Below are 22783 nucleotides of genomic sequence, written 5' to 3'. Positions count from 1 at the left end.
CGTGGGATGTCCGGTGAGACAAAGGTCAAGGATCGATGGCGAACACACCCTCCGCAAAAAAGGCAATCCGCAAGATTGCGGCCCGCACCGAGGTCAACAAGGATCGCCGTTCGCGCATGCGCACCTTCATCCGCAAGGTCGAGGAAGCGATCGCCAGCGGCAACAAGGAAGCTGCTGCCGCAGCTCTGAAGACCGCACAGCCGGAAATCATGCGCGCCGCGCAGAAGGGCGTGATCCACAAGAATACCGCCTCGCGCAAGGTGTCGCGTCTGGCATCGCGTGTGAAGGCGCTCGGCGCCTGATCCTATCCTGAGACGGCGCGTTCATACGCGCATGTTTGAAGCCCGCGAACATCGCGGGCTTTTTCATTTCGCGTTTTGCGATGATGTCGAATTTGTATCTGCGCGAGCGCTTTTTCGTCATGCCGCGCGCGCACGTGCATGCTCGCAAACGCGAAGTGACGCAACTTGCGAACATCATTGCGGATTCGTTCGCACACGTCGCTCGCGCGTTTCCGCGCTTGCGAATTTTCATGCGTGCGAACGCAATGAAAGCGTTGCAGATGCGTCTCCGGCGCGAACTTTTTTTGACGCCGCCGATTCTTCCGCTTGCCTCCCCGAGCCTCGGCGGGTATGGTTGAAGACCTCGGGGGTACTAATGAATACTGTCGTTTTTCAGTAAAAATTCGTCCAATCACAGTATTCGATTGTACCGTTTCGGGCAGCCAAAAGTATCCAGACAGTTTTGAGTGACGGGACGGCGAAATTCCACTAGGAATTGTCGCCGCACAGGAATGCGCGCTCATGACGACCGGGTGCGCGAAGCGAATGTTTGGGAGAGCCGCCGATGCCGGGCAAGACGAACGAAAACGCGACACCGCAGATCCTCGGCCAGAAGCCGGCGGACTACGCTGGCGACGTTTCCGTCGATGAGGCCTGGCGCGTGCTCTCCGGCAATCCTGACGCGGTTCTCGTCGATGTGCGCACGCGCGCGGAGTGGTCCTTCGTCGGCGTTCCCGATCTCGGCTCGATCGGCAAGGAGCCGCTTCTTTCCGAATGGCAGGTTTTTCCGGCCATGTCGCTGAACCCTTCCTTCGTGGCCGATGTTGCAGGCGCGCTGGGCGAGGGGCGTAAATCCGCGCCGGTGCTCTTTCTGTGCCGCTCGGGCGCGCGCAGCAAGGCGGCGGCCGTCGCGCTGACGCAGGCGGGCTTCGGCGCCTGTTACAACGTCGTCGGTGGTTTCGAGGGCGATCTGGACGAGACGCGCCACAGGGGGCGGCGCACCGGCTGGAAGGCGGGCGGGCTGCCCTGGGTGCAGAGTTAGACCGGGAGGGAGTGTGCCGGCCCTGGGATGGGCCGGAGGAGATTGGAAGATACGGACGGCCGGATTGGGGAATCCGGTTTCAAATTCCGGCGATGTGCGGGGCCGGAGTGAGAATGAGGGGTAGAGGTCGTGAACGAGAACAAGCAGGTTTCCACGGCAAAATCTGCGTTCAGATCGGCGGACGACGGGCTGGCTGGTCCGTCCGGGCTTCCGGAGGGAGCGTCTTTGGGCATCGGCGATACATCATCGCCAGAGAGTTTTTCGGAATCTGAATCGGGAATTGGAGTGGTGTCGGAAGCTGGGCTCAATGATCAGTGGCGGCGCGTGCGCGCGCGTCTTCATGCCGAGCTGGGCGAGGCGACCTTCAATAGCTGGTTCAGGCAGATCGAACTGATCGGCGTCGAAGGCAACCGCATCATGCTGGGCGTGCCGACGCGCTTCATCCGCAACTGGCTGCTTTCGCACTATGAGGAGCGCCTCTCGACGCTCTGGAGCGAGGAGAATCCCGCCTTCACGCGCATCGACGTGCTGGTGCGGACCCGTCCGGCCAATATGGCCGCCGGCGAGGCTCCGGCCGCGCCGAGGAGCGTGCCCGTCGCGGCGCGCGAGCGCGAAGCGAAGCCCGCGGCGTCGCCCGCGCCGGTGAGGATGCAGTCCGCGCCCGCACTCCAGGTGGCTCCTTCCGCCGCGCCCGTGCCCCCCGGCTTCGAGGATGCCGGCGTCGGCGCGCCGCTCGATCCGCGTTTCACCTTCGATGCCTTCGTCGTCGGCAAGTCGAACGAGCTTGCCCATGCGGCCGCGCGCCGCGTCGCCGAGGCGACCGACGTCACCTTCAATCCGCTTTTCCTCTATGGCGGCGTCGGCCTCGGCAAGACGCACCTCATGCATGCCATCGCTTGGGAAATCCGCCGCCGCCAGCCGGAGCGCAAGGTGCTCTACCTGTCGGCGGAAAAGTTCATGTACCAGTTCGTGCGTGCGCTGCGCTTCAAGGACACCATGGCCTTCAAGCAGCAGTTCCGCACGGTCGACGTGCTGATGATCGACGACGTGCAGTTCATCTCCGGCAAGGATTCGACGCAGGAGGAGTTCTTCCACACCTTCAATGCGCTGATCGACCACAACCGGCAGGTCATCATCTCCGCCGACCGCTCGCCCTCCGATCTCGAAGGCATCGAGGAGCGCATCCGCTCGCGCCTCGGCTGGGGGCTCGCGGCCGACATTCACCCGACCGATTACGAGCTTCGCCTCGGCATTCTTCAGGCCAAGGCGGAGGAGATGGCGAGCCGCGCCGGCCCCATGGTGACGATCCCGCCGGGAGTGCTCGAATTCCTCGCTCACCGCATCGTGTCCAACGTGCGCGAGCTGGAGGGGGCGCTGAAGCGCGTGGTCGCCTATGCCTCGCTCGTCGGCCGCCCGATCACGCTCGAAATGGCGCAGGATGTGTTGCGCGACCTTCTGCGCTGCAACGACCGCCGCGTCACCATCGAGGAAATCCAGCGCCGCGTGGCGGAATATTACAACGTCCGCCTCGCCGACATGCTCTCGGCACGCCGGGCCCGCGCCGTCGCGCGCCCCCGCCAGGTGGCGATGTATCTCTCCAAGCAGCTCACCACGCGCTCGCTGCCGGAGATCGGCCGCAAATTCGGCGGCCGCGACCACACGACGGTCATCCATGCCGTCCGCAAGATCGACGAATTGCGGGCCGCTGATTCGGGCATGGACGAGGATGTCGACCTGCTGCGCCGGATGCTGGAGGGCGGCGGCGGCTCGAGCTGAGCCGGGCCCCTGAAGCCTGTGAAATATACTTGCTGATTCAGGGGCTTACAGTCCGCCTCGAAGCATGTCCGAAGCGCCGAAAAACGTGCATCGCGCGCCGGTTCTGCTATACTTTCACCGAACATTTTCTGCGGATTTCCGGCATCTGCCGGGGCGCGCCCGGATGGACCCCGCAAAGGGGCCTGCAGGACCGTCTTCCGACTTCCTGGTTCCGTGTGCTCCCCGGGGACCGGACGCGCCCGCCACTTCTCGGCGTCTGGCGCGGAGCCTTCCCGGCAGCATTCGAAATGCGGATCGGATCCGGCGGAAAGCTGGTGCTGAAAGCGTCCATAGGCTGGGGCCGTGCGCCCAAACGGGGGACCGAAGAGAGACCATGAAGATCACGATCGAACGCGGCGCACTTCTCAAGTCTCTCAACCATGTGCAATCCGTCGTCGAGCGGCGCAACACCATTCCCATTCTCTCCAATGTGCTCATCAGGGCGGATAATGGGCAGTTGAGCCTGACGGCGACCGATCTCGATATCGAGGTGGTGGAAGCGATCGACGCCGATGTGGCGCAGAAGGGCGGCACGACCGCGCCCGCGCACACGCTTTACGACATCGTGCGCAAGCTGCCGGACGGCGCCCAGGTCGAGCTTTCGACAGGCGCCGATGAAGGCCGCCTCCAGCTCACGGCGGGCCGCTCGCGCTTCGCGCTCCAGGCGCTGCCGCAGGAGGATTTCCCCGCCATGGCGGCCGGGCAGCTCCCGCACCGCTTCGAGGTGCCCGCCGAGGCGATGCGCCGGCTGATCGACAAGACGCGCTTCGCGATCTCGACCGAGGAGACGCGCTACTATCTGAACGGCATCTATCTCCATGCCGTCGAGAGCGGCAAGACGCGGGCCCTGCGCGCTGTGGCGACTGATGGGCACCGGCTCGCGCAGGTCGATCACGACCTGCCCGAAGGCGCCTCCGGCATGCCGGGCGTCATCGTGCCGCGCAAGACCGTGCTCGAGCTTCAGAAGCTTCTCGAAGGCCATGCGGGCGCGATCTCGGTCGGCGTTTCGGAAACGAAGATCCGCTTCGAGTTCGCCGGCGTCGTTCTGACCTCCAAGCTCATCGACGGCACGTTCCCGGATTACGGACGCGTCATCCCGGCCGATAATGACAAGGTCCTGCAGGTGGACGGCAAGCGCTTCGCGGAAGCGGTGGACCGCGTTTCGACCATCTCGACCGAGAAGTCCCGCGCCGTGAAGCTCAATCTCGACGATGGCCGCCTGACCCTTTCGGTCACCAATCCGGATTCCGGCAGCGCCACCGAGGAGCTTTCGGTTTCCTATTCGAGCGCGCCGCTCGAAATCGGCTTCAACGCGCGTTACCTGCTCGACATCACCGGGCAGCTCGACGGCGCTGAGGCGACTTTTGCGCTTGCGGATTCAGGTTCGCCGACGCTCGTGCGCGACAGCGACGACGACAAGGCGATTTATGTGCTGATGCCGATGCGCGTCTAGGGCGTGGCCGCGGCCTGCTTTCGCTCGTGCCTTCGGGCATGGCGGCCTGCCGGAGGATCGCGCGTGAACCAGATGCTTTGAGTAGGACGGATCTTGTTGGCCCGAACGGGTGAGCACTTCGCGATCAGTGGCGACACCGGCGCTCCGGAGTCTTTTGGAGCGGCCGCCGCCTCACGCCTGAGCCGGCTCGTCGTCACCGACTTCCGCTCCTATGTCCGCGCCGAGATTGCGCTCGATGGCCGGCCCGTGGTGCTGACCGGCGAGAACGGCGCGGGCAAGACCAATCTTCTGGAGGCGATCTCGCTTCTTTCGCCGGGCCGCGGCCTTCGCGGCGCGTCCTATGCCGAGATCGCGCGCCAGGGCGGCGCGGGCGGCTGGGCCGTCGCCGCGACCGTGGAGACGCAGGAGGGCCCCGTCCGCATCGGCACCGGCATCGAACCGGGAAGTGAGGTGGCGAGGTCCCGGACCGTGCGCATCGACGGCGCGCCAGCGGCGGGGGCGGGCGCGCTTGCCCGCCATGTGCGCGTCGTCTGGCTGACGCCCGCAATGGACCGCCTCTTCCTCGAAGGGGCATCCGACCGGCGGCAGTTCCTCGACCGCCTCGTCATGGGCTTCGATCCCGCCCATGGCACGCGCGTCAACGCCTATGAACGGTCGCTGCGCGAGCGCAACCGGCTTCTTGCCGACGAGGCGCGCGACGATGTCTGGCTCGGCGCGCTCGAAGGCCAGATGGCCGAGCATGGCGTGGCGGTCGCCGCCGCGCGGCTCGATACGCTAGCGCGCCTCAGGGGCGCGATCGAGGCGGCGAACGAGGTTCACTTCCCCCGCGCCGCCCTCGCGCTCGAAGGCATGCTCGAAGCGGCGCTGGCCGAACGGCCCGCCGTTGATGTCGAGGACGAGTTCGCCCGCCATCTCGCCGCCTCGCGCGCGCGTGATGCCGCCGCCGGCCGCACGCTCGAGGGCCCGCACCGCTCGGACCTTCTGGTGCGCTATCAGGCGAAGGACCGCGAGGCGCGGCTTTGCTCGACGGGCGAGCAGAAGGCCCTGCTGATCGGCATCGTGCTCGCCAATGCGCGGCTCCTTGCCGCCCGCGGGCTCGCGCCGCTTCTGCTGCTCGACGAGATCGCGGCCCATCTCGATGAGGAGCGCCGCCGCGCCCTTTTCGAGGAGATCGTGGGCCTTGGTCTTCAGGCCTTCATGACGGGTACGGACCCGTTGCTCTTCGCCAGCCTCGGCTCGAGCGCGCAGTCGCTCGAGGTGAGGCGCGGCATCATCGGAATTCTGAATTGAAATGATCTGCTTCAAGATCGTCAGGAGTGCTCATGTCCGCCAATAACAGCCCGGAAGAATACGGCGCCGATGCGATCAAGGTCCTGAAGGGCCTCGACGCGGTGCGAAAGCGCCCCGGCATGTATATCGGCGACACGGATGACGGCTCCGGCCTTCATCACATGGTCTATGAGGTCGTCGACAATTCGATCGACGAAGCGCTCGCGGGCTATTGCGATACCGTCTCCGTGCGCCTCAACGCCGATGGCTCCGTCACCATCGCCGACAATGGTCGCGGCATTCCGGTGGCGATCCACAAGAGCGAAGGCGTTTCCGCCGCCGAGGTCATCATGACCCAGCTCCATGCGGGCGGTAAGTTCGACCAGAATTCCTACAAGGTTTCGGGCGGTCTGCATGGCGTCGGCGTTTCGGTCGTGAACGCGCTTTCCGACTGGCTGGAGCTTCGCATCTGGCGGCACGGCAAGGAGCACCGGATGCGCTTCGAGAACGGTGTGCCCAAGGGGCCGCTCGCCATCGTCGGCGATGCGCCGCTGAAGGAGGATGGCGAACCGCGCACCGGCACCGAGATCACTTTCCATCCCTCGGCGCAGACCTTCTCGAAGCTCGAATTCGATTTCGGCACGCTCGAACATCGCCTGCGCGAGCTTGCCTTCCTCAATTCCGGCATCAGGATCACGCTCTCCGATCATCGCGGCGTGGAGCCGAAGACGCTGCATCTGATGTATGAGGGCGGCCTGTCCGAATTCGTCCGTTTCCTCGATCGCATCAAGACGCCGCTCATCTCGAAGCCGATCTATGTCAAGGCGGAGCGCGACGGGATCAGCGTCGAAGCGGCGATGTGGTGGAACGACGGCTACCACGAGAACATGCTGTGCTTCACCAACAACATTCCCCAGCGCGATGGCGGCACGCATCTCGCGGGCTTCCGTGCCGCGCTCACGCGCGTCATCAACAATTACGCGAATGAAAGCGGTATCGCGAAGCGCGAGAAGGTGTCGCTGACGGGCGACGATGCGCGTGAGGGGCTCACCTGCGTGCTTTCGGTGAAGGTGCCCGATCCGAAATTCTCTTCTCAGACCAAGGACAAGCTCGTCTCGTCGGAAGTGCGTCCCGTGGTTGAAAGCCTCGTCAACGAGGCGCTGTCCTCATGGTTCGAGGAGCACCCCGCCGACGCGAAGACCCTCGTCGGCAAGGTCGTCGAGGCGGCGGCCGCCCGCGAGGCGGCGCGCAAGGCGCGCGAGCTGACGCGCCGCAAGGGCGCGCTCGATGTCTCGAGCCTTCCGGGCAAGCTCGCCGACTGTCAGGAACGCGATCCGGCAAAATCCGAACTCTTCATCGTCGAGGGCGATTCGGCCGGCGGCTCGGCCAAGCAGGCGCGCGACCGCGCCAATCAGGCCGTGCTCCCGCTGCGTGGCAAGATCCTCAATGTCGAGCGCGCGCGCTTCGACAAGATGCTGTCCTCGAACGAGATCGGCACGCTTATCACCGCGCTCGGAACAGGCATAGGCCGCGACGATTTCAATATCGAGAAGCTGCGCTACCACAAGATCATCATCATGACCGACGCCGACGTGGACGGCGCCCATATCCGCACCCTGCTGCTGACCTTCTTCTATCGTCAGATGCCGGAGGTCATCGAGCGCGGCCATCTCTATATCGCGCAGCCGCCGCTCTACAAGGTGCGCCGCGGCTCCTCCGAAACCTATCTGAAGGACGAGCGCTCGCTGGAGGACTATCTCGTCTCGACGGGCCTCGAGGACATGGTGCTGACGCTCCATGACGGCTCGCAGCGTTCGCGCTCCGATCTGCGCGACATCGTCGAGAAGGCACGCGCCATCCGCGCGGTGCTGAAGGGGCTGCCGCCCAAATATCCGCATTTCGTCGTCGAGCAGGCGGCGATCGCGGGCGCGCTGAACCCCAGCGCACTCGCCGAGAAGGAGCAGGCGCTTCAGGCCGCCGCCTATGTCGCCCGCCGCCTCGATCTCCTTTCCGACGAGACGGAGCGCGGCTGGGCGGGCGAGGTGACGTCCGATGGCGGCCTTGCCTTCCATCGCGACGTGCGCGGCGTGCGCGAGGATGTGCTGATCGACCCGCCGCTGATCGACAGTTCCGATGCGCGCCGTCTCGACGCCTATAAGGCCCATCTGCAGGAGGTCTATATCAAGGCCGCCACGCTGAGGCGCAAGGACGACACTCACGAGATCCGCTCGCCGACGCAACTTCTCGACGCGGTCTTCGCCGCCGGCACGAAGGGCATAACCATGCAGCGCTACAAGGGTCTCGGCGAGATGAACCCCGAGCAGCTCTGGGAAACGACGCTCGACAAGGAAGCCCGCTCGCTGCTTCAGGTGCGGGTGCGCGAACTCGACGATGCCGACGATCTCTTCGTGAAACTGATGGGAGACGTGGTCGAGCCGCGCCGCGACTTCATCCGCGAAAACGCGCTCAACGTCGCCAATCTCGACATCTGAGACGCCGTCACCGGACGCATATGAAAAAGGGAAGGACTTTCGGGTCCTTCCCTTTCTCTTTCGCCGGCCGATGCTCCGTCAGGCTGCCTTGACGGTGGAGAGGAAGCCTTCCACCTCCCGGCTCAGATCGCTCGAATTGCGCGCAAGCTCGCCCGCCGATTCGAGAACCTGTGTCGCCGCGACGCCCGTGTCGGACGAGGCCTGACGCACATCGGTGATGGAGCGCGAGACTTCCTCCGTACCCTGAGCGGCCTGCTGGACGTTGCGCGAGATTTCGAGTGTTGCCGCGCCCTGCTCCTCCACCGCGGCGGCGATCGTCTCGGCGATCTCGCTCATCTCCTGAATGGTCGAGCCGATCTCCTTGATCGCCGCGACGGCCTGCTGGGTGGCTTCCTGGATCTGGACGATCTGGCTGGAGATCTCGTCCGTCGCTCGCGCGGTCTGGGTGGCGAGCGATTTCACTTCGGAGGCGACGACGGCAAAACCCTTGCCGGCATCGCCCGCGCGCGCCGCCTCGATCGTCGCATTGAGGGCGAGAAGGTTCGTCTGGCCTGCAATGTCGTTGATGAGCTGGATGATCTCGCCGATCTTCTGCGCGCCACCCGCGAGATTCTGCACGACGCCGTCCGTCTGGCGCGCATCCTCGACGGCTCTGGAGGCGATCTTCGCCGAGGCCGAGACCTGCTTGGCGATCTCCTGGATCGAGGCGCTGAGTTCCTCGGTCGCGGTCGCTACCGTCTGCACATTGGCGGATGTCTGTTCGGCCGCCGAGGCAACCGTCAGCGCGCGGCTGTTGCCCTGTTCGGCGACGCTCGCCATCGAGGTCGCGGTCGCTTCCATTTCGGTCGCGGCCGCCGACAGAGCGCCGACCAGCGTGCCGACCTTTGCCTCGAAGGAGGAGGCGAGTTCCTGCATCGTCCGGCGCTTTTCGGCGGCGGCGCGCCGCTCGTCCTCCTCGCGCTCGCGCTTGACGCGCTCCATCTCGACCGCATTGTCCTTGAAGACCTGAACGGCGGCCGCCATCTGGCCGATTTCATCCTGCCGGTCGCGTGCCGGAACCTCGATCGCATGATCGCCGGCCGCGAGATGCCGCATCGCGTCGGTCATACGGCGGACGGGCTTGGCGAACGCATTGCCGACGAACCAGGCGATCGCCGATGCGGCAAGGAGCGTCAGCAGGCCGATGAGAAGGCCGGTCACGGTGAGCTTGCTCGTGGCGGCGAAAAGCGTCCCCTCCGGCACGGTGACGACGACCGACCAGGGCGTCGCCATGCCGTTGAGCATGATCGGCGCCGTGGCGCGGACGACGGCGGTGCCGGTCGAATCCTTCAGCGACGGGAAGAGCGCCTCCTTGCCCGCACCCGCGGCATCGACGATCGCCTGGTCGAGGCCCTTCTCCGCTGCCTTCTGACCGATCCAGTCGGCATGCCGGCTGGCGATATAGACGCCGCCATTGGAGACGACCGCGACATAGCCCGTGCCGAGCGGCTTGGCGTCGGCAACGAGCTCGCGCACGGAGCTGAGCTTGAGGTCCACGCCGCCCACGCCCGCAAACTGGCCGTGGACGCGGATCGGGAAGGCCATTGAGGTCATCAGCACCTGCTCGCCATCGACCTCATATGAATAGGGCTCGATTGCGATCGGGCGATTGGCGGCCTTGGGAAGCTGGTAGTAGTCGCCGATGCCCGGCTTGTCGTAATCGGCGAGCGCGACGAGCGAGATGTCGCCTGCGGCTCCGCGCACGAAATAGGGAATATAGCGGCCGGTTGCGTCGTGCCCGGACGTGTTGGCGAATTCGGCGTCCTGCCCGTCAAAGGCGTTGGGCTCGAAGCCGACCCAGGTGCCGAGGATTGCGGGGTGGTCCGCAAGCGTCTGTTTCAGGAAGGCATCGAAGCCCGCCCGGCTCGTGGCGCGGGATTCCGCGGCCGCCGAGGCGGCGCTGACGATCGTCTCGGCGATGGCGATGTCGGCGTTGAGAATATTGGAGATGCGCGCCGCCTGCTCACGCGCCTGCGTGCGCATGACTTCCAGCGCCTGTTCGTGCGCATAGCCGGAGCCGAGCAGCGTGAGCGTGCTCGCCGAAATGGCGACGGCGCCCGTCGCCACCAGCGCGATAATCAAGATCAGTCTGAGAGAAAGCGATTTCATGCCTTTTTTCCACCCCTGGAGCCGCTCGCCGATCCTTCGGCGAAAACGGCTGATGGATGGAGTTTTGGAAAGTTTCTTCTAGATTTCGTTAAATGGTCACAATTGCTCCCTCGCCCCGCTTGCATTTGCCGCGCTTTGTGGCAGGGGCGCGGTAGGTCGGGGCGGCACGCCCTGATTCGACCATGATTTTGTTTCATGTCGCGGGCGCCGCCGGCGGCGTTTGGCGGCGGGCCCGACGGGCTGCTATTTTGACACCGCAAATCAGACCCCGGAGCCCGGCTCGGCAGGCTTTACGCAAGGCGGATATGGCATCGCACAAGGAAAGGCGTGGAGCGGGCGGCGGCAGGGGCCGGGGCGAGGGGCCGGGCGACTGGATGCTGCGCTATGTGCCGGGGCTCGGCTCCGTGCGCATCGGCGTCGATGCCAACCGGGAGAGCCCGCGCGTTCCGCCCGGCAAGGCCGCGAAGGAGCGCCCGCCCAAGGAAAAATCAAAGCCCGCCAGGAAATCGTCGCGAGCAAAGGGCGGGGCGAAGGGGATCGTTCTCCGCGCCGATGCGAGCGCCCGTTCGGTGCCCATGCTCTCCGCGCTGGCGGATGGGCGCAAGAGTTCCCGTCAGGCCGCTTCGCAGCCTCGGGCGCGCAAGCGTTGGGGCGGCATGCGCCTCATGCGCGGCCTGTTCTACTGGGTGCTCATCCTCGGACTCTGGGGCGCGATCGGCGTCGGCGGGCTTCTTTTCTATTATGCGATGTCGCTGCCGGACACATCCGGCCTCTATGACGTCGCCCACACGCCCTCCCTCTCCATCGTCGCTGCCAATGGCGAGGCGCTAAGCCATCGCGGCGACCTGCTTGGCGGGCGCGTCGCGCTTTCCGATCTGCCTTCCTACGTGCCCGAGGCCGTCATCGCGACGGAGGATCAGCGCTTCTACTGGCATTTCGGCGTCGATCCGATCGGCCTTGCGCGCGCCCTCTACGAGAACTTTCGCGCGGGCACCGTCGTGCAGGGCGGCTCGACCATCACCCAGCAATTGGCCAAGAACGTCTTTCTGAAGCCCGATCGCACGATTCACCGCAAGATCCGGGAGATGCTGCTCGCGATCTGGCTCGAGGCCCGCTACTCGAAAGAGCAGATCCTGACGCTCTATCTCAATCGCGTCTATTTCGGCGGCGGCGCCTATGGCATCGAAGGCGCGTCGGAGCGCTACTTCAAGAAGGCGGCGCGCAACCTCACCCTTTCGGAAGCGGCCATGCTTGCTGGGCTTCTCAAGGCGCCCTCGCATTATTCGCCGACCAACGACATCGATCTCGCGCGCCGCCGCGCATCCATCGTTCTCAGCAACATGGTCAATGCGGGCTACATCACGCCCGAGATGGCGCGCGAGGCCAATGCCCGTCCCGCGACGCTCGAGGGCTATTCGAGTTCGGGCTCGATCAATTACTTCGTCGACTGGATCGCGGATGCGCTTCCCGGTTTCGCGGGCGAGCCCAATACGGATCTCGTTGTCCGCACCACCATCGACCCCGCCATGCAGCGCGTCGCGGAGGAAGTGGTGGCCAGGGCGCTTGCCGAAACCGGCGCCAAGGTCGGTGCCACACAGGCCGCTCTCGTCGCCATGACGCCGGACGGCGCGGTGCGCGCCATGGTCGGCGGCCGCTCCTATGCGCAGAGCCAGTTCAACCGCGCCGTGCAGGCTCAGCGTCAGCCCGGCTCCGCCTTCAAGCCGGTCGTCTATCTGGCGGCGATGGAGCATGGGCTCACGCCTGAAACCATGCGCATCGACAGGCCCGTCAGATATGGCAACTGGGCGCCGTCGAACTATTCCGGCCGATTCGACGGGCCGATGAGCCTGCGCCGCGCGCTGGCGGAATCGGTCAACACCGTCGCCGTTCAGGTGGCGCAGGAGGTGGGCGTGCGAAACGTCATCCGCGCCGCCCATCGCCTCGGCATTCAGGCGACGCTGCCGGCCAATCTCTCGCTCGCGCTCGGCACCTGCGATGTGAACCTGCTGGAGCTCACCGGTGTTTATGCCGCCTTCGCCAATGGCGGTTATGGCGTCATTCCGCATGGCATCGACGAGGTTCACTCGCGCGATGGCGACGAGCTCTATCGCCGCTCGGGCTCGGGCCTCGGCCGGGTGATGAACGACGAGGTTCTGGGCGAGATGAACTACATGCTGCGGGGCGTGATGATAGACGGCACCGGCCGCAAGGCGGCGCTCTCCGACCGGCCCACCGCAGGCAAGACCGGCACCAGCCAGGATTTCCGCGATGCCTGGTTCGTCGGCTACACGGCCGATCTCGTGGTCGGCGTGTGGGTCGGCAACGACAATCGCGCGCCCATGAAGAAGGTGACGGGAGGCAGCCTGCCCGCCACCATCTGGCATGATTTCATGGTCCGTACACAGACGGGCCTGCCGGTCGCCGACATTCCCGGCGCCTATCCGCCGAACCGGGGCGTGGCGCAAGCCGAGGAGCCGCAGCAGGCGCCGGCCGGCGATCAGGGCGAAGCCGATCCGAACCGCAGGCGCGACTGGGAGGAGCCGGGCTTCTTCGAGCGGCTGTTCGGCGCGTCCTCGAGCAACGAGCCGCCCTCGGCGCTTGCGCCCGGACACCCGAACGACAATCGCTGAGAGGCAGCGCGCGTCAGTCCGCCGCGATGTCGAGATAGGGTCCCGCGCCATAGCGATGGAGGCTCGGCCCGTTGACCTCGAGCCAGTTCTTCGCCGGTTCGTAATTGGGGAAGGCTTCCGCGACGAGCGCCCAGAAACGCGGCCCGTGGTTCATGTAGCGCAGATGCGCGACCTCATGCGCGGCGACATATTCGAGCACATGCGGCGGCGCCATGATGAGGCGCCACGAAAAGGAAAGCGCGCGCGAGGTCGAGCACGATCCCCAGCGGCTCGTCTGGTCGCGCATGGTGATGCGCGAGGGACGGACACCGAAGGTATCCGCATAGGCGAGCGCCTTTTCGTTGAGTTCGAGACGGGCCTGCGCCTTGAGCCAGTCGCCGACGCGGCGCTGCACGAAGGCCGGATGGCCGGTCACGCGGATCTCCGGCAGGCCGCCCGTTTCCGCGGCGCGCACGCGCCAGACCGGACCGCGCACGCTCTCGCCGACGCCCAGCGCCTCCGCGCGCCTGGCGCCGATATGGCGGATCAGATGTTCCTTGCCGCGAAAGGGAATATGCGCGCCGTTCTTGAAGGGAACGGGCGGGGGCACCTGTTCGAGACGCTCGGCGATCCAGTCGCGCTGCTCATGCGCGAAGAGAAGGGCCTGCGCCATGTTGCGTCTCGATGGCGATGTGACCTCGACGGAGCCCGCCGCCAGATCGACGCGCACGATGATGCGCCGCGCGCGCGGATTATGTCGGGCGGTGACGGGCACCTTGCGTCCGTCTATGTCGAGATAGTCGATATGCAGCGAAGCCGCCTTGGCGGATTTGGGCATGGGGTGGCGAACTCTTTCACCAGTCGACTGAGCGCCGCCGATGGCGGCCTGCGCGAGCCAGGATTGCCTCGAACGACGCGAAACGCATAGAGCCGAATCATGATCAAGCATGCCACGAATTTGCGCCGTCTTCGCGGGGCATCGTGGGGATGCCGAAACCTATTTGATGCGGGGCGTCACTTCCGCCGCTGGCCGCGCCCGGCGGCCTTCGTCCTTGGCGCGGATTGCGCTCCGTGGCGGTCCATGAAGGCGCGGACGCGAGGCGCGATCTCCTCGCGCCAGCGCGAGCCGTTGAAGACGCCATAATGCCCGGCGCCCGGTTGCTCCCAGTGATCGCGCATCGAGGGGGCAAGCGCGCTTGCGAGCTTGTGGGCGGCCCTGGTCTGGCCGACGCCTGAAATGTCGTCCTTCTCGCCCTCCACCGTCATGAGCGCCGTCCGCGTGATGGCCTGCGGACGGACGGGCCTGCCGCGATGCATGAACTCGCCCTTGGGCAGAAGGTGGCGGACGAAGACCTCGTCCACGGTCTGCAGATAGAACTCAGCCGTCATGTCCATGACGGAGAGATATTCGTCATAGAACTCCCGGTGCTTCTGGGCGCTCTCGCCATCGCCTTTGACGAGATGGTCGAAAAAGTCCCAATGCGCGTCCATGTGCCGGTCGAGGTTCATCGCCATGAAGCCCGAAAGCTGGACGAAGCCGGGATAGACCCGCCGCATGACGCCCGGATAGGGGAAGGGCACGGTGGTAATGACGTGGCGCTCGTACCATTCCGTCCCGCGTTCGGTCGCCAGCCGGTTCACTTCGGTCGGGCTTTCGCGCGTGTCGATCGGGCCGCCCATCAGCGTCATGCTGAGGGGGCTTGCCGGGTCCTTGTCCTCGTTCATGAGCGCGACGGCGGCGAAGACCGGCACCGAAGGCTGGCAGACCGCGAGCACATGAAGGTCGGGGCCGAGGGCCCGGCACATCTCGATCACATAATCGATATAGTCGTTGAGGTCGAAGCGGCCGAGCGCCAGCGGCACCATGCGCGCATCCGCCCAGTCGGTGATGTAGACCTCGCAATGAGGCAGCATCGCCTCGACCGTGCCGCGCAGAAGCGTCGCGTAATGGCCCGACATGGGCGCGACGATGAGAAGCTTCGGCTGGGCAAGGCCCCTGACGGCGGAAGGCTCGCGTTCGAAATGGATGACGCGGCCGAAGGAGCGCTCCCAGACGATGCGCTCGACCACGGGCACGGCGCGGCCGTCGATCTCGGTTTCGTCGAGGCCGAATTTCGGCTTGCCGTAACGCCGCGTCACATTCTCGAAAACTTCGAGCGCGGCCGCCCATGACTTGGCGCCGGGCGTCTCGGTGAAGGGATTGAGAGGATGGCGAAGGGCCCAGAGATTGAACTCGGCCGCCACGCGCAACGGCATCATGGCCGCATGATTGAGTTCATAAAACTGATAGAGCACCAAACACCTGCTTTCGACCCGCCCCGCGAATGGTGCGATGCAGCATAATATAGGGCTCCGCCGGGCGGGCAGCCAGGCAATTCTTGCGTGGTTTCAAGTCTTTGTAATCATTGGCATTTTTGTAGAGATGACGAGGAGGCCCGACCCGGACCTCCTCGTCTCGATCCTTTTCGGGGCTCAGGCCTTGCCCGCGAAGCGCTGCTTCTGCTCATCGGACGAATAGCGCCTGGCCACGCGGTTCGCGCCGCTGATCACCGCCTTGAAGGAGGCGGTGATGATGTTGGGGTCGATGCCGACGCCGAAAATGTCGCCCGGCACGCCGTTTTCCGCCACCTCGACATAGGCGACGGCCTTGGCGTCCGCGCCCTGTCCGATCGAGCGCTCCTCATACTGGCGCACGAGCACCGGCACGGCGAGCGCCTGCATCAGCGCGTCGATCGGCCCGTTGCCGAGGCCGGTCACGGTTTCCTCGACGCCGAAGCGGCGGATGCGGAGCCTGACGCCCTGCTGGCCGCCCTCGTCGAAGAGCGTATGGCCCAGATATTCGAGCGGCTCCTTCGCGGTCAGATATTCCTTCTCGAAAATGCCGTAGATCTCCGCCGCGGACACTTCCTTGCCGGTGTCGTCCGTCACCTTCTGGACGGCGGCCGAGAATTCCACCTGCAACCGGCGCGGCAGGGCGAGGCCATACTCCGTCTCCAGAAGATAGGAGATGCCGCCCTTGCCCGACTGGCTGTTGACGCGAATGATCGATTCATAGGTGCGCCCGACATCGGCCGGGTCGATCGGCAGATAGGGCACTTCCCAGATGTCGCCTTCCTTTCGCGCGGCGAAGCCCTTCTTGATCGCGTCCTGATGCGAGCCCGAAAAGGCCGTGAAGACGAGGTCGCCCACATAGGGATGGCGCGGATGAATGGGCAGCTGCGTGCAATATTCGACCGTGCGCGCGATCTCGTTGATCTGCGAGAAGTCGAGGCCGGGATCGATGCCCTGGCTGTAGAGGTTCAGCGCCAGAGTGACGAGATCGACATTGCCCGTGCGCTCGCCATGGCCGAAGAGGCAGCCCTCGACCCGGTCGGCGCCCGCCATGACGGCGAGTTCCGTCGCCGCCACCGCCGTGCCGCGGTCGTTATGCGGATGGACGGAGATGATGATGCCGTCGCGGCGCTTCAGGTTCCGGTGCATCCATTCGATCTGGTCGGCATAGATGTTGGGCGTCGCCATCTCGACGGTCGCCGGCAGATTGATGATGACCTTGCGCTCGGGGTTCGCGTCCCACACCTCGGTCACCGCATCGACGACTTCCTTGGCGAAGTCGAGTTCGGTGCCCGAGAAGACCTCGGGGCTGTACTGGAACGTCCAGTTGGTTTCCGGCTGTCCGGCCGCGAGTTCCTTGATCTGGCGCGCGCTTTCGGTCGCGATCGCCTTCACGCCCTGCTTGCCCTGATTGAAGACGATCTCGCGGAAGTTCGGCGCCGTCGCATTGTAGAAATGGAGAATGGCGTTCTTCGCGCCCTTGAGCGCCTCGAAGGTGCGCTCGATGAGTTCGGGCCGCGCCTGGGTCAGCACCTCGATATGCACGTCGCCCGGTGCCTTGTTCTCCTCGATCAGCTTGCGGATGAAGCCGAAATCGGTTTCGGAGGCGGCCGGAAAGCCCGCCTCGATATGCTTGAACCCGATCCGGACCAGCATCTCGAACATGCGCAACTTGCGGTCGGCGTTCATGGGCTCGAAGAGGGCCTGATTGCCGTCGCGCAGATCGGTGCTCATCCAGATCGGCGGCCTGGTGATGACGTTATTGGGCCAGCGGCGATCGGGCAGATCGATCGGCGGAAAGGCGCGATATTTCTCGGCAGGGTTCTTCAACATCATGTCTGTCTCCATGGAAAGGCGAAGGATGTGGCGGAGACGTGTCGTTGAAACACGGGACTGCCGGACTGCCACGGGCGCAAGGTCCGGCAGTCGGAGATAAGTCGCAAGCTGAAATTCGTTTTCATGACGGACCGCTGAAGGTCTTGCACAAGCGAGGCTCGCTCGCTGGCGCATCGGACGGAATATCGGAAACTATGGGTGAGATCGTTCTGTGTTCTGCGCTCAGGCGCAGAGAAGCCCGTGCTCCAGAAGGAGCGCGCCGGTAAGTGCGAGCGCTGCGGGCCGTTTCCTGTCCATGGACGGAAAATAGGGGCGGGGAGGGCCATTCGTCAAGTCGCGCCCGTGGAAACCTGGGTGGTCTCCCGTGCGCGGCGCCTGGAGCGCCGTCAGAGGTCCTCAGAGAAATGAGGCGATCTTCTCCGCCATCTGCTCCGGGCTCGTGCCGGGCGGGAAGAAGGTCAGGAACTTGCCGTCCGGCCCCATGAGATAGACGATCGAGGAGTGATCGACCGTATAGTCGTCGGCATGCGACTGGCCGTCCTCGGCCTCCTCCTTCACCTTTCCGTAATAGACCCGGTACTCCTTGGCGACGGCGGCGATCTGCTCGGGCGATCCGGTGAGGCCGATCAGGCGCGGATCGAACTGCCGGACATATTTCGAGAGGATTTCGGGCGTGTCGCGCTCCGGATCGACGGTGATGAAGACGGGCTGCACGTTTGCGGCCTTGTCGGCGAGTTTTTCCAGCGCGCCCGACATCACCTGCAATTCGGTCGGGCAGACATCGGGGCAGAAGGTGAAGCCGAAATAGATCAGCATGTATTTGCCGCGGAAATCGGCATCGGTGACGGCCTTGCCCGTCTGATCGACAAGGGTGAACGGGCCGCCGACCTTCGCTTCGCCGCTCGTCTGCACCTCTGCGCCGCCCTCGCCGGATGGCCCCTTGCTGACAAGGCCGCCGCTGGGCCCGAGCGCCAGCGCGATGATGGCGGCAAGCGCGAGCGCGGCGACGATGATGATCAGACGATTGCGCGTCATTTGAACTCCTTCGATCGCGGCCGGCCGATCGATCGCAAGCCGGGCCCGGGACGACGGGATTGTCCTTGAACACGGTTTAACCACAGCGGGGCGCGATGCGCAAAGCCGCGGGGGGTCGCGCGACAGGGATGACGGCTCGCATGATGCCGGCACCGGACCACCCAAGGGTTCCAATGCGCCGTTCTGTGGTTATTCTGTGCGCGTCACGGGCGAAGATGGCCCGGCGGCATGGGAGTGTGGGCGACGGGAGGAACGGGATGAGCGACGAATTGACACGCAAGGAGGGGTCCGCATCGGCCCTGCGGCGCGGGAGCCCTGTCCGTGCTGCCTTTGCCGCCGCCTCTCTTCTTGCTCTTTCGTGCCTTCTCTGGCCCGCCGGAGCCGCGCATGCTGCTGCCGATACGACGCCGGGTCAGAACATGCAGCTTCCCGACACCGAGATGGTCGAGGCGGCGCGAAGCGGCGACGTGCAGGGTATCCGCCGGGCGATCATGCGCGGGCTCTCGCCCAACGACACCGGGCTCGGCAAGGTGCCGGCGATCATCGAGGCCACTGCGGGCGGCCATCTCGAGGCCGTCAAATATCTGCTCGACAATGGCGCGAAGCCGGCACTGCGCGCCAGGGACGGGCGGACCGCGCTTTCGGTCGCCGCCCAGACGGGCCGGGCCGACATCGCGACCGTGCTGCTCGATGCGGGCGCCGATCCCAATCAGACGGCCGAGAACAACGACACGCCGCTCATGATCGCAACGCGCGCGCATCGCACCAATGTCGTGCTGGTGCTGATCGCCCGCAAGGCCGACATCGAGGATACGGACATTACCGGCCGCACCGCGCTCGATTTCGCCGAGGAGCACCACTTCGACGATATCGCCACCGTGCTCCGCAAGGCGGGCGCGAACTGAGGGCGGCGTCCGCCGCCCCCTTTCCCGGCGGCGCTTCCGCTCCTATCTTTCAGGGCAGGAAGCGGAGCGTCGTGGACGTTCCCCACCGAAACATGCCGAAAGCCAAGCGCCGGGCGCGAATGTGCAACAGGGCGGCCCGGGCCACGGCGGATTGCACTCAGGCAAGATGGACATATCCGACAAACTGCCTCCCCGCCTCAAGGTCGCCGTGAAAAGGGGAGCCGCGAAGAGGGGGCGGCAGAAACCCCCGGAGGGTGAAGCCGCTCAGGGGCGGCCCTTTCATCATCTGCCCGATGGCACCTTCCGCAATCCGAAGGGAAGCCCGAAGCGGAGCATGGGCAGGCTCAAACATGCCGGGCCCTTCTTCTACGAGATGCTGAAGATCGGCATGCGCAAGGTGGATGTGCCGGAGGGTCACGTGCTGCCGCGCGCCGAGGCCGTGCGTTCGCTCGGCGAACATGCGGCAGAGCCCGGCGACTTCCTCACCTGGCTCGGACATGCCGCCTTCCTCATCCGCATCGGCGGGCTCAATGTGCTCACCGATCCCTATCTGACGAGCTATGCGGGGCCCGCCGGCCTCGGCCCGCGACGCTTCGTCAAATGCGGCATCCCCATGTCGGCGCTGCCGCGCATCGACCTCCTCGTGGTCAGCCACAATCACTACGACCATCTCGACGAGCGCGCTCTCGCCCGCCTGCCCGACAAGGCGCATATGACCGTCGTCGTGCCGCTCAGGCTCGCATCCTTCTTCCACGAGCGCGGCTTTCCCAATGTCGTCGAACTCGACTGGCATGAGAGCCACAAGGTGAAGGGGGTGACCGTGACGGCGCTTCCCGTCGTCCATTGGTCGCGCCGCTCGGGCTTCGACACCAACCGCACGCTCTGGGCGGGCTTCGCGCTCAGGAGCAAGGATCACAATCTCTTCTTCGGCGGGGATTCGGGCTATGGGCCCGTCTTCAAGGAACTTGGCGCGCAATACGGGCCCTTCGATACCGCGCTTCTCGGCATCGGCGCCTATGAGCCCCGCGTGATGATGAAAGCCTCCCACGCCAATCCCGAGGAGGCGGTCCAGATGGGGCTCGATCTGCGCGCCCGCCGCCTCGTCGGCATGCATTGGGGAACCGTCCTCCTCACCGTCGAGCCGCCCTTCGAGCCGCCGGAACGCTTCCTCAAGGCGGGCGCCGAACAGGGCATCGCCCCGAACGATCTCTGGATCATGGCGATCGGCGAGACGCGCCCGCTCAAGGGCTGGCCCTCCAACGAATAGGCCCGGCACCGAACAGGCTCTGCGTTGTCTTGCACAGGTGAGAGGGCGCTCCGTTCGCGCTAGACTTGCCCATCGCAAACGAGCAGGGGACCGCACTGGCATGGCCATTGTCGAGGATCATGGAAGCATGCACTGGCTGAGGCGCCGGTTTCTCGCCGGCGGCAATGCCGCCACGCTCAGCATCAGCGACGATGCGGGCCGGGTGCGCCTGCAGACGCTGGTGCTCCTGCGCTGGCTTGCTCTTGCCGGCCAGCTTCTCGCCGTGCTCATCGTCAATCTGGGGCTCGGCTTTCCGCTGCCTCTCGGCCTCTGCCTTGCCGCCATCGCCGCCTCCGCCTGGCTCAATGTTTTTCTGACGCTGCGCTACCGCACCACGATCCGCCTGCCGGACTGGCAGGCCGCGGCCTATTTCGCCATCGACCTGATGCAGCTCGCCGTCCTGCTCTTCCTGACCGGCGGCCTCGAAAATCCCTTCGCGCTGCTCTTCATGGCGCCTGTCACCATTTCCGCGACGACGCTCTCGCTCAGAAGCACGATCCTGCTTCTGGCGCTTTCCATCGTCTATGTGACGCTGCTCGCCTTTTTCCACATGCCGCTGCCCTGGGTGCAGGGCGAGCCCTTCGCCATGCCGCCGCTCTATGTGCTCGGCATCTGGATCGCGATCACGCTCGGCCTTTGCTTCATGGCGGCCTATGCCTGGCGGATCTCGCAGGAATCGCGGCGCATGTCGGCGGCGCTGGCGGCGACGCAATTCGTGCTCGCGCGCGCCCAGCGCCTGTCCGCGCTCGACGGTCTGGCCGCCGCCGCCGCCCACGAGCTTGGCACGCCGCTCGGCACCATCTCGCTCGTCGCCAAGGAACTTCAGCGTGGCGGCATCGACCCCGCGGACATGAAGGAGGACCTCGAGCTTCTGCGAAGCCAGGCCGAGCGCTGCAAGGACATTCTCTCGCGCCTTTCGCGCGAGCCGAAAAGCGAGGACGCCATCTATTCGCGCCTGCCGCTTCATGTGCTGCTCGACGAGATCATCGCGCCCCATCGCGACATGGATGTGCGCTTCACCGTCTCGGTTGCGAAGGGCGACGCGGATGCCGACGAGCCGCTGATCTGGCGCCGTCCCGAAATCCTCTACGGTCTTGGCAACTTCATCGAGAATGCCGCCGACTTTGCCCGCTCCGAGGTCACGCTCTCCGTCCGCTACGACCGCAAGACCATCGCCATCTCGATCGCCGATGACGGGTCGGGCTTCGCGCCTGAGGTGATCGAGCGGCTGGGAGAGCCCTATGTGACCACGCGGCCGCGCGCGCCGCGCATGGGAAGGGGCGGCGAGCCCGGAAGCGAGCATGAGGGCCTCGGGCTTGGCTTCTTCATTGCCAAGACGCTTCTGGAACGCAGCCGTGCCCGTGTCGGCATCGCCAATCGCGACGATGGGACGCAGGGCGCCGTTGTCACCGTGGTTTGGCCGCGCGAGGCGATCGAGGCAGAATCGGCCTTCCCGATGCCGGCGTGAGCGCTTCGGGTTTCGACCGAAGCGTTTCCGCGCCGGAGCCGTTCGGAATCGCGACCGATCGAGAGGCCGGAGCATCCGTTTTGACGCCGTCGGAACGGGAAATGTTCTAGGGGGTTTCCCGGAGTTGGCCCTCTGCGGCCAATCGTCCTAAAATCGCCATGACAGGAAGCGGCATGAGGCCGTGGAACGCGAAGGAAGGCGAGCGAAGAGAAAATGGCAGAGAAGGCAGAAGATCAGGCCGCCGCGCCTTTCATCCCCGATGACCGGACGCTTCTTCTCGTCGATGACGACGCGCCGTTCCTGACGAGGCTCGCCCGCGCTATGGAGCAGCGCGGCTTCGAGGTGATGTCGGCTGGCACGATCCGCGAAGGCAAGGAGCTTGCGCGCGCGAGGAAGCCCGCCTTCGCCGTGATCGATCTCCGGCTCGAAGATGGCAACGGGCTCGATGTCGTGGCCGCCATTCAGGAGGCCCGGCCCGAGGCGCGCATCGTGGTGCTGACGGGCTATGGCAATATCGCGACGGCCGTCGCCGCCGTGAAGCTCGGCGCCATCGACTATCTTGCGAAACCTTCCGATGCCGACGCGATCGAGGATGCGCTTCTCGCGCGGGGCGGCGAAAAGGCGACGCCGCCGGAAAATCCGATGTCGGCCGATCGCGTGCGCTGGGAGCATATCCAGCGTGTCTACGAGCTTTGCGACCGCAACGTTTCCGAGACCGCGCGCCGCCTCAACATGCATCGCCGCACGCTTCAGCGCATCCTCGCCAAGCGCGCGCCGAAATAGGCGCGCTCTC

The 22783-nt window shown here is 65.4% G+C and carries 17 protein-coding genes; 12 read left to right on the top strand and 5 right to left on the bottom strand.

Annotation, left to right across the window (positions count from 1 at the left end):
- The first annotated feature begins 35 nt into the window (after positions 1-35).
- From rpsT to gyrB, 7 genes are all read left to right on the top strand, one after another.
- A complete protein-coding gene (gene rpsT / locus PKA57_RS05230; protein WP_324298222.1) occupies positions 36-302 on the top strand; it encodes a 30S ribosomal protein S20 in 267 nt (88 codons plus the stop codon).
- Positions 303-337: 35 nt separating this feature from the next.
- A complete protein-coding gene (locus PKA57_RS05225; protein WP_324298221.1) occupies positions 338-640 on the top strand; it encodes a hypothetical protein in 303 nt (100 codons plus the stop codon).
- 206 nt (positions 641-846) lie between these two features.
- Complete coding sequence (locus PKA57_RS05220) at positions 847-1323, top strand: rhodanese-like domain-containing protein (protein WP_324298218.1); 477 nt, start codon at positions 847-849, stop codon at positions 1321-1323.
- Positions 1324-1608: 285 nt separating this feature from the next.
- Positions 1609-3099 carry a chromosomal replication initiator protein DnaA gene (gene dnaA, locus PKA57_RS05215; protein ID WP_324298216.1) on the top strand — a complete coding sequence of 497 codons (1491 nt, stop codon included), beginning with the start codon at positions 1609-1611 and terminating at the stop codon, positions 3097-3099.
- Between the two features lie 373 nt (positions 3100-3472).
- Positions 3473-4591, top strand: a complete 1119-nt coding sequence (gene dnaN, locus PKA57_RS05210) for a DNA polymerase III subunit beta (RefSeq protein ID WP_324298214.1) — start codon at positions 3473-3475, stop codon at positions 4589-4591.
- Between the two features lie 123 nt (positions 4592-4714).
- Complete coding sequence (gene recF / locus PKA57_RS05205) at positions 4715-5881, top strand: DNA replication/repair protein RecF (protein ID WP_324298353.1); 1167 nt, start codon at positions 4715-4717, stop codon at positions 5879-5881.
- Positions 5882-5913: 32 nt separating this feature from the next.
- Positions 5914-8352, top strand: coding sequence for a DNA topoisomerase (ATP-hydrolyzing) subunit B (gene gyrB, locus PKA57_RS05200; RefSeq protein WP_324298212.1), 2439 nt, complete (start codon positions 5914-5916; stop codon positions 8350-8352).
- A 78-nt stretch (positions 8353-8430) separates the two neighbouring features.
- On the opposite strand, the gene PKA57_RS05195 is transcribed toward gyrB, so the two are convergent.
- The gene (locus PKA57_RS05195) at positions 8431-10500 is read right to left on the bottom strand and encodes a methyl-accepting chemotaxis protein (protein WP_324298209.1); all 2070 of its coding nucleotides are present in this window, start codon (positions 10498-10500) and stop codon (positions 8431-8433) included.
- A gap of 305 nt (positions 10501-10805) precedes the next feature.
- On the opposite strand from PKA57_RS05195, the gene PKA57_RS05190 reads away from it, so the two are divergent.
- A complete protein-coding gene (locus PKA57_RS05190; protein WP_324298207.1) occupies positions 10806-13130 on the top strand; it encodes a penicillin-binding protein 1A in 2325 nt (774 codons plus the stop codon).
- A gap of 13 nt (positions 13131-13143) precedes the next feature.
- Here the strand turns inward: PKA57_RS05190 and PKA57_RS05185 are convergent, their stop codons facing one another.
- The 4 genes from PKA57_RS05185 to PKA57_RS05170 all read right to left on the bottom strand — a co-directional run bounded on the left by PKA57_RS05185 (position 13144) and on the right by PKA57_RS05170 (position 18311).
- On the bottom strand, positions 13144-13947 hold the full coding sequence (locus tag PKA57_RS05185) for a SprT family zinc-dependent metalloprotease (protein WP_324298205.1): 804 nt from the start codon (positions 13945-13947) through the stop codon (positions 13144-13146).
- Positions 13948-14123: 176 nt separating this feature from the next.
- Positions 14124-15404, bottom strand: coding sequence for a polyhydroxyalkanoate depolymerase (gene phaZ, locus PKA57_RS05180; RefSeq protein WP_324298203.1), 1281 nt, complete (start codon positions 15402-15404; stop codon positions 14124-14126).
- 177 nt (positions 15405-15581) lie between these two features.
- Positions 15582-17276 carry a 2-isopropylmalate synthase gene (gene leuA, locus PKA57_RS05175; RefSeq protein WP_324298200.1) on the bottom strand — a complete coding sequence of 565 codons (1695 nt, stop codon included), beginning with the start codon at positions 17274-17276 and terminating at the stop codon, positions 15582-15584.
- 396 nt (positions 17277-17672) lie between these two features.
- A complete protein-coding gene (locus PKA57_RS05170; RefSeq protein WP_324298198.1) occupies positions 17673-18311 on the bottom strand; it encodes an SCO family protein in 639 nt (212 codons plus the stop codon).
- A gap of 257 nt (positions 18312-18568) precedes the next feature.
- Between PKA57_RS05170 and PKA57_RS05165 the strand changes: the two genes are divergently transcribed.
- The 4 genes from PKA57_RS05165 (at position 18569) to PKA57_RS05150 (ending at position 22773) form a co-directional block, all read left to right on the top strand.
- Positions 18569-19216: an ankyrin repeat domain-containing protein gene (locus PKA57_RS05165; RefSeq protein WP_324298196.1), complete on the top strand. Its 648-nt coding sequence runs from the start codon at positions 18569-18571 to the stop codon at positions 19214-19216.
- Positions 19217-19550: 334 nt separating this feature from the next.
- Positions 19551-20483 (top strand): MBL fold metallo-hydrolase, encoded by a 933-nt coding sequence (locus PKA57_RS05160; protein ID WP_324298194.1) that lies wholly within the window; start codon positions 19551-19553, stop codon positions 20481-20483.
- A gap of 100 nt (positions 20484-20583) precedes the next feature.
- A complete protein-coding gene (locus tag PKA57_RS05155; RefSeq protein WP_324298192.1) occupies positions 20584-21990 on the top strand; it encodes an ActS/PrrB/RegB family redox-sensitive histidine kinase in 1407 nt (468 codons plus the stop codon).
- A gap of 213 nt (positions 21991-22203) precedes the next feature.
- On the top strand, positions 22204-22773 hold the full coding sequence (locus PKA57_RS05150; RefSeq protein WP_324298190.1) for an ActR/PrrA/RegA family redox response regulator transcription factor: 570 nt from the start codon (positions 22204-22206) through the stop codon (positions 22771-22773).
- Positions 22774-22783 lie beyond the last annotated feature (10 nt).

The organism is Parvibaculum sp. (assembly GCF_035325945.1).
Lineage (GTDB): Bacteria > Pseudomonadota > Alphaproteobacteria > Parvibaculales > Parvibaculaceae > Parvibaculum.
Note: the sequence above shows the minus strand (reverse complement) of the source record. Positions and strands in the feature narration are given on the sequence as shown.

What these genes read in the sequence shown, in the direction of transcription:
- rpsT (WP_324298222.1), top strand. Translation starts at nt 36, where the DNA reads ATGGCGAACACACCCTCCGCAAAAAAGGCAATCCGCAAGATTGCGGCC.
- PKA57_RS05220 (WP_324298218.1), top strand. Translation starts at nt 847, where the DNA reads ATGCCGGGCAAGACGAACGAAAACGCGACACCGCAGATCCTCGGCCAG.
- dnaN (WP_324298214.1), top strand. Translation starts at nt 3,473, where the DNA reads ATGAAGATCACGATCGAACGCGGCGCACTTCTCAAGTCTCTCAACCAT.
- gyrB (WP_324298212.1), top strand. Translation starts at nt 5,914, where the DNA reads ATGTCCGCCAATAACAGCCCGGAAGAATACGGCGCCGATGCGATCAAG.
- PKA57_RS05195 (WP_324298209.1), bottom strand. Translation starts at nt 10,500, where the DNA reads ATGAAATCGCTTTCTCTCAGACTGATCTTGATTATCGCGCTGGTGGCG.
- PKA57_RS05190 (WP_324298207.1), top strand. Translation starts at nt 10,806, where the DNA reads ATGGCATCGCACAAGGAAAGGCGTGGAGCGGGCGGCGGCAGGGGCCGG.
- PKA57_RS05185 (WP_324298205.1), bottom strand. Translation starts at nt 13,947, where the DNA reads ATGCCCAAATCCGCCAAGGCGGCTTCGCTGCATATCGACTATCTCGAC.
- leuA (WP_324298200.1), bottom strand. Translation starts at nt 17,276, where the DNA reads ATGATGTTGAAGAACCCTGCCGAGAAATATCGCGCCTTTCCGCCGATC.
- PKA57_RS05170 (WP_324298198.1), bottom strand. Translation starts at nt 18,311, where the DNA reads ATGACGCGCAATCGTCTGATCATCATCGTCGCCGCGCTCGCGCTTGCC.
- PKA57_RS05165 (WP_324298196.1), top strand. Translation starts at nt 18,569, where the DNA reads ATGAGCGACGAATTGACACGCAAGGAGGGGTCCGCATCGGCCCTGCGG.
- PKA57_RS05160 (WP_324298194.1), top strand. Translation starts at nt 19,551, where the DNA reads ATGGGCAGGCTCAAACATGCCGGGCCCTTCTTCTACGAGATGCTGAAG.
- PKA57_RS05155 (WP_324298192.1), top strand. Translation starts at nt 20,584, where the DNA reads ATGGCCATTGTCGAGGATCATGGAAGCATGCACTGGCTGAGGCGCCGG.
- PKA57_RS05150 (WP_324298190.1), top strand. Translation starts at nt 22,204, where the DNA reads ATGGCAGAGAAGGCAGAAGATCAGGCCGCCGCGCCTTTCATCCCCGAT.